Genomic DNA, 6,969 nt, shown 5'->3' with positions numbered 1-6,969 from the left:
GCGGCGACCGCCTCCAGCACGTTGTCGCCGGTCAGGCGGTCGCGCTCGCAGGCCTCGCGGAAGCGTTCGGCGGTGTCGAGCCGGAGGTAGTAGTTCGAGGCCAGCCGGCCGAGCGTCGTCGCCTCGACGCCGAGTTCGTCGTCGGTCTCGACGAACCCCGAGTCGACGAGGCTCTCGACGGTCCCGCGCACGCGCTCGCGGAGGTTCTCGAAGTCGTACTCCTCGGGCTTGGACTTCGCCCGGACGTAGTAGAACGTCGTCTCGACCCACGACATCACGTCGTCGAGGCCCTGTATCGTCCCCATCGCGACCTCGGCGTTGAGGTGAGTCTCGATGTCGCCCGCGAGCATCGACTCGATCTCCTTCCCTTCCCGCAGGAGGGTCCGGTACTTGTCGGCGTCGTCGGCGTCACAGACCACCCAGCCGTACCCCACGTCGTCGTAGCCCGGGCGGCCGGCGCGGCCGAGCATCTGCAGCACGTCCAGCGGCGAGATGTCGACCTCGCCCTCCAGCGGATCGTGGTACTTCGTGTCGCGGATGACCACACAGCGGGCGGGGAGGTTCACCCCCCACGCGAGCGTCGAGGTGGAGAACAGCAGTTGGATCTTCCCCTCCTTGAACCACTGTTCGACGAGGTCCTTGTCGTTGCGGGAGAGGCCGGCGTGGTGGAACGCGACGCCGTCGACGACGGAGTGTCTGAGCGTCTCGTTCTCGACCTCCTTGGCGGCGGTGTGGAAGTCGTAGTCGCCGCGGGAACCCATCTCGATATCCCAGTCGGTGACCTCGTCGCGGGCCTTCTCGGCGGCGCGAACGGTGTCCTGCCGGGAGGAGACGAACACGAGCGACTGGCCCTCCTCGCGGATGTGGGGCTTCGCGAGGTCGAGCGCGCGGTAGAGCCGGCGGTACTTGTCCGCGAAGGAGTTCTCGCCGTGGCTGTACGTCTTCACCCCCGTCTCCAGATCGACCGGGCGGTACTCGTCGCCGAACGCGAACGTGTTCGCCGGCGGCGCGTCGAGCCACTCCGCCACGTCCTCGACGTTGGGCATCGTCGCCGAGAGCGCGATAATTCGGGGTTCGCAGAGTCGGCGGAGCCGCGACACCGTAACTTCGAGCACCGAGCCGCGCTTCTCGGAGTCGAGGAGGTGGACCTCGTCGATCACACAGCAGTCAACGTCGGTGATGAAGCCGTAACGGGCGGAGTCGTGTTTCCGGGTGGCGGAGTCGGTCTTCTCCGGCGTCATCACGAGGATGTCAGCGCGCTCGGCCCGGCGCGGGTCGAGGTCGCGCTCGCCGGTGACGACGTAGACGGAGTAGCCCAACTCCTCGAAGCGGTCCCACTCGGCCTCCTTCTCGTTGGTCAGCGCCCGCATCGGCGCGATGAACAGGGCGGTGCCGCCCTCCCGCAGCGTCTTACAGATCGCCAGCTCCGCGAGCGCCGTCTTGCCCGACGCGGTGGGCGCGCTCGCGACGACGTTCTCGTCGGTGTCGAGCAGGGCGGGCAGCGCCTCCCGCTGCATCGCGTTGAACTCCTCGAACGCGAACGCCTCGGCGAACTCGGGGACGGCGTCGGCGACGCGGGCCGTGGCGTCGGAGCGCTGAGACACTACCCTGAGTCGGGACGGCCACGGAGAAAGAGGTTTCCTTCGCGCGGGCGCGAGCGAAGTCCCACTACCGGGACCGCTACTCCGCCGTCGCCACGTCGGCAGCGCGGCGCATCATCCCCTCGCTGGTCGCGTACTTGAAGTACGCCGCCAGCCCCAGCGCGGCGGCGACGTTCGAGCCCGTCACCGCCCAGAAGATGGCACCCATCCCCCAGCCGAGGCCGGGCGCGATCGAGAGGCCGAACGCGCCGACGCCCAGCCCGACGGGCAGGGCGAGCACCGCGATCGGGAGCCGGATCCCCCAGTACTTCACGAGGTCGACGATCAGGCTGGTCTTGGTGCGGCGGGCGCCGTTGAGTCCCGCGAGCAGCATGTACGTCGCGCCGATCGCCCAGTAGCCGTAGGCGAGGATCTCGAGGTAGCGGACGGCGTAGGCCTTCCCCTGCGCGGAGATGTCGGGGACGAACACCTGCGTGAGCAGGTCGGGGATCAGTAGCTGGACGACGCCGATCACCGCGAGGGCGGCGGCGGCGATCCCGACGCCGATCCACGTCGCCCGGCGGGCGCGATCGGGGCGGTCGGCGCCGAGGTTCTGGCCGACGACGCTCTGGCCGGCCTGCTGTAGCCCCTGTGCCGGGACGAACGCGATGGTCGCGATCCGGGCGCCGACGGTGTACGCCGCCAGCCCCGCGGCGCCGCCGACGACCGTGACGATGGCGACGACGACCAGCCGGACCGACTGGGAGGCGAGCCGCTGGCCCGCCGAGGGGAGACCAATGTCGACCATCTCGCGGAGTTCGTCGAGATCGAACCCCACGTCCGCGAGCGACAGCGAGATCGAGCCATGGTCGCCGGCCAGCCAGTAGAGTCCGAGCACCATCGACATCGTGTAGCCGAGCACGGTCGCGAGCGCGGCGCCCGCGACGCCGAGTTCGGGGAACACCCAGACGCCGAAGATCAGCAGCGGGTCGAGCACGAGGTTGCCGCCGATCGCGAGGAAGTTGAGGTACATCGCGGTCTTGGAGTCGCCCGCGCCGACGAACCCCATCTCCACAGTGTCGCTGACGGAGGTGAACGGAAACAGCAGCATGTACGCCGAGAGGTACGCCGCGGCCTGCGGCGCCACGTCGGGGCCGGCGCCGAGCAGGCGGACCAGCGGCCCCGCGTTTGGCGCGACCAGCAGCGCGATGACCGCACCGGAGACGAACGCCAGCCCGATCCCGTGGAACACCGCCTTCCGCGCGTCCGATCGGTTCTCGCCGCCGATCCGCTGGGAGACGAGCACCTGCGTCCCGACCATCGCCGCCATCAGTGGCACCATCACCAGCGCCATGATCGGCTGGTTCAGGCCGACCGCGCCGACCGCACCGTCACCGAGGCGGCCGAGCCAGAACACGTCGGCCGCGGAGTTAGCCACCTGCACGAGGTTCTGGGCCACCAGCGGCGCCGCGAGGACGAGCAGTGCACGGGAGAGCCGGCCCTCGGTGATGTCGCCGGGGTCGAGATCGAGCATCCGATATCGTACCCACATTATGCAGAGGGAACAAATACCCATCGGAGTGGAAACAAAGTCGGAGAGCCGTCGAACGAACCGCACGCTTTTCACGAGTGCCGTCCCATTTCGGGCTATGAGCAGCCGCAGGCGGAAACCCGACTGGCTCAAGAGCCAGCCGCCGACCGGGCAACGGTTCACCGACATCAAGCAGACGCTCCGGGACCGGGACCTCCACACCGTCTGCGAGGAAGCGAACTGCCCGAACATGGGCGAGTGCTGGTCCGGCCGGGACGGGCCGGGCACTGGCCCCGGCACCGCGACGTTCATGCTGATGGGCGAGCGCTGTTCGCGGGGCTGTAACTTCTGTGACGTAGCCACCGGCGGGATGGAGCCGCTGGACCCCGACGAGCCCGAAAACGTCGCCGAGGCCGTCGGGGAGATCGGGCTGGACTACGTGGTTCTCACTTCCGTCGACCGCGACGACTTAGAGGACGGCGGCGCCGCCCACTTCGCCGAGACGATCCGGGAGTGCAAGCAGCGCAACCCCGGCACGCTCGTCGAGGTGCTCATCCCGGACTTCGGCGGCGACGAGGACGCGGTCCGGCAGATCATCGATGCCGGGCCGGACGTGATCGCCCACAACGTCGAGACCGTCGAGCGCCTCCAGTGGCCGGTCCGGGACCGCCGCGCGGGGTACGAACAGACGCTCGACGTGCTCGAACAGGTCGACCGGGAGTCGGACATCTACACCAAGACCAGCCTGATGCTCGGCCTCGGGGAGTACGACCACGAGATCTACCGGACGCTCTCGGACCTGCGGCAGGTCGGCGTCGACGTGGTGACGTTCGGGCAGTACCTCCAGCCCTCCCGCTCGCACCTCGACGTGTTCGAGTACGTCCACCCCGACGCCTTCGAGACGTGGCGGCAGGTCGCCGAGGAGGAACTCGGCTTCCTCTACTGTGCCTCGGGACCGATGGTGCGCTCCTCCTACAAGGCGGGGGAGCTGTTCGTCGACGCGCTCGTCCGGGACGGGAAAAGTCCCGAGCAGGCTCGTGAGGAGGCGCGGGCAGCGGCGAGCGACTAGCCAATCACGGCTCGTGACCAGCCGTCGACGCTATGTCGACGGCACGGAGCGCGTTGCCGTGATTGTGCGATTAGCCAACCCCGACTTCTGACCAGCCGTCGACGCCCGCCCGAGTTCTTCCCAAACGTTCGTCCAGTTTCTCGCGTGACACCGGCCATCGGTCGACGGGAACGGCGGTATTCGAGGACGAAATGGGAAAACGTGAGAATATGTCCGACCTTCTCGGAAGAACACAACCGTGATCGGGGGATTTCTGCTCATAGTAAACCTTTTACGAAAGCACTATACCCCCGGCGAGGCAAAATCCGCCTTATGGAGAGGAGGGTGAAGCCGTGAGTACGTTACAGCGCGATCCCGAGAACCGGGTACAGGTGCTCGACGAGGACGGCAACCTCGTGGGCGAGCCCCCGGAGATCGACGAAGGGACGATGCTGGACATCTACCGGGACATGAAGCTCGCCCGGCACTTCGACGAACGGGCGGTCAGCCTCCAGCGACAGGGGCGGATGGGGACGTACCCGCCGCTGTCGGGACAGGAGGGTGCCCAGATCGGCTCGGCGTACGCGCTGGCCGACGACGACTGGATGGTGCCGTCCTACCGCGAACACGGCGCCGCGGTCGTGCGGGGCCTGCCGCTGAAGCAGACGCTGCTGTACTGGATGGGGTACGAGGCGGGTAACGACGTGCCCGAGGACACGAACGTCCTCCCCGTCGCGGTGCCGATCGCGAGCCAGATCCCCCACGCGGCGGGGCTGGCGTGGTCCTGGAAGCTGCAGGGCCACGACGACACCGCCGGCATCTGCTACTTCGGCGACGGCGCCACCAGCGAGGGTGACTTCCACGAGGGGATGAACTTCGCCGGCGTCTACGACGTGCCGATGGTGTTCTTCTGCAACAACAACCAGTGGGCAATCTCGGTGCCTCGCGAGAAGCAGACCGCCTCCGAGACGCTCGCCCAGAAGGCCGACGCCTACGGCTTCGAGGGCGTGCAGGTCGACGGGATGGACCCGCTGGCCGTCTACAAGGTCACGCGGGACGCACTCGAGAAGGCCCGGAATCCCGACGAGGACCAGATGCGGCCGACGATGATCGAGGCGGTGCAGTACCGCTTCGGCGCCCACACCACCGCGGACGACCCGACGGTGTACCGCGACGACGAGGAGGTCGAGCGCTGGAAGGCCAAGGACCCGATCCCGCGGCTGGAGGCGTACCTCCGGAGCGAGGGCGTCCTCGACGACGAGAAAGTGGCCGAGATCGAAGAACAGATCGAACAGCGGGTCTCCGACGCCATCGACGAGGCCGAGTCCGAGCCCCGTCCGGAGCCGGAGGAGATGTTCGAGCACGCATACGCCGACCTCCCGCCGGAGCTACGCGAACAGCGCGAGGAGTTCGTCGCGGCGGTCGAGCGACACGGCAAGGACGCGTTCCTGGAGGAAGAATGAGCGGGACACAGAACCTCACGCTGGTGCAGGCGGTACGGGACGGTCTCGCGACCGAGATGGCGCTCGACGACGACGTGATCGCGCTCGGGCAGGACATCGGGAAGAACGGCGGCGTGTTCCGGGCCACGCAGGGCCTGCAGGAGGAGTTCGGCGAGCAGCGCGTCGTCGACACGCCGCTTGCGGAGTCAGGGATCATCGGCAGCGCCGTCGGCCTCGCGACCGGCGGGATGAAGCCGGTGCCGGAGATCCAGTTCTCCGGGTTCATGTACCCCGGCTTCGACCAGATCGTCTCCCACATGGCGCGCTACCGCACCCGGAGCCGCTCGCGGTTCACGCTGCCGATGGTGCTGCGTGCGCCGTACGGCGGCGGCATCCGCGCGCCCGAGCACCACTCCGACTCGAAGGAGGCGTTCTACGCCCACGAGGCCGGCCTGAAGGTGGTCGTGCCGTCGACGCCGTACGACACGAAGGGGCTGCTGATCTCGGCGATCCGCGACCCCGACCCCGTGATCTTCCTCGAACCCAAACTCATCTACCGCGCGTTCCGCGAGGACGTGCCCGAGGAGGACTACGAGGTGCCGCTCGGCGAGGCCGCCGTCCGCCGCGAAGGCTCGGACGTGTCGGTGTTCACCTACGGCGCGATGACCCGGCCGACGCTCGAAGCCGCGGAGAATCTCGCCGAGGAGGGGATCGACGCCGAGGTCGTCGACCTCCGAACCGTCTCGCCGATGGACCGCGAGGCCATCGTCGAGTCGTTCAAAAAGACCGGCCGCGGGGTCGTCGTCCACGAGGCGCCCAAGTCGGGCGGCCTCGCCGGCGAGATCACCGCGCTGCTGCAGGAGGAGGCGCTCGTCTATCAGGAGGCGCCGATCAAGCGCGTCACCGGCTTCGACGTCCCCGTCCCGCTGTACGCGATGGAGGACTACTACCTGCCTAACGCCGCGAGAGTGGAAGACGGTATCCGTGAGGCGGTGGAGTTCTGAGCCATGACTGTCAAAGAGTTCAAACTACCCGACGTCGGCGAGGGCGTCGCAGAGGGGGAGTTGGTCTCCTGGCAGGTGTCGCCCGGCGACCGCGTCAGCGAGGGCGACATCGTCGCGGAGGTCGAGACGGACAAGGCGCTGGTTGAGGTGCCCTCCCGCTACGACGGCACTGTGAAGGAACTGTTCGCCGAGGAGGGCGAGATGGTGCCCGTCGGCGACGTGATCATCTCCTTCGAGGTCGACGAGATCGACGAAGGCGACGCCGCCGCGGAGGCGCCCGACACCGAGGGCGAACCCGGCGAGTCGGCCGCCGAGGCCAAGACCGACACCGAGGAGGCCGCGGCGGCGGAGACGCCCCACGGCC

General features: G+C 68.3%; 5 protein-coding genes and 1 pseudogene. 4 read left to right on the top strand and 2 right to left on the bottom strand.

Going from position 1 to position 6,969, the window contains the following annotated elements:
- Positions 1-1,604 (bottom strand): DEAD/DEAH box helicase (locus ACFR9S_RS02565; RefSeq protein ID WP_379818003.1); only part of this gene is annotated, 1,604 nt, incomplete at its 3' end.
- A gap of 76 nt (positions 1,605-1,680) precedes the next feature.
- Positions 1,681-3,114, bottom strand: a complete 1,434-nt coding sequence (locus ACFR9S_RS02560) for an MATE family efflux transporter (protein WP_379818004.1) — start codon at positions 3,112-3,114, stop codon at positions 1,681-1,683.
- A 115-nt stretch (positions 3,115-3,229) separates the two neighbouring features.
- Here ACFR9S_RS02560 and lipA point away from each other — a divergent pair, with 115 nt between their 5' ends.
- From lipA to ACFR9S_RS02540, 4 genes and pseudogenes are all read left to right on the top strand, one after another.
- The gene (lipA, locus tag ACFR9S_RS02555) at positions 3,230-4,180 is read left to right on the top strand and encodes a lipoyl synthase (RefSeq protein ID WP_379731834.1); all 951 of its coding nucleotides are present in this window, start codon (positions 3,230-3,232) and stop codon (positions 4,178-4,180) included.
- A gap of 332 nt (positions 4,181-4,512) precedes the next feature.
- Entirely contained in the window at positions 4,513-5,622 is a 1,110-nt protein-coding gene (gene pdhA / locus ACFR9S_RS02550; RefSeq protein WP_379731835.1) for a pyruvate dehydrogenase (acetyl-transferring) E1 component subunit alpha, read from the top strand.
- Entirely contained in the window at positions 5,619-6,605 is a 987-nt protein-coding gene (locus ACFR9S_RS02545) for an alpha-ketoacid dehydrogenase subunit beta (protein WP_379731836.1), read from the top strand. Before pdhA ends, ACFR9S_RS02545 begins: the two co-directional genes overlap by 4 nt.
- A 3-nt stretch (positions 6,606-6,608) precedes the next feature.
- A pseudogene (locus tag ACFR9S_RS02540) lies at positions 6,609-6,969 on the top strand (biotin/lipoyl-containing protein); the annotation flags it as partial.

The sequence above is a fragment of the Halolamina salina genome, from assembly GCF_042678005.1.
Taxonomy (GTDB): Archaea; Halobacteriota; Halobacteria; order Halobacteriales; family Haloferacaceae; genus Halolamina; species Halolamina salina.
This window is presented reverse-complemented; position numbering and strand designations above follow the sequence as displayed.

Excerpts from the sequence above, each read along its gene's own strand:
- ACFR9S_RS02560 (WP_379818004.1), bottom strand. The coding sequence starts at position 3,114 with ATGCTCGATCTCGACCCCGGCGACATCACCGAGGGCCGGCTCTCCCGT.
- lipA (WP_379731834.1), top strand. The coding sequence starts at position 3,230 with ATGAGCAGCCGCAGGCGGAAACCCGACTGGCTCAAGAGCCAGCCGCCG.
- ACFR9S_RS02545 (WP_379731836.1), top strand. The coding sequence starts at position 5,619 with ATGAGCGGGACACAGAACCTCACGCTGGTGCAGGCGGTACGGGACGGT.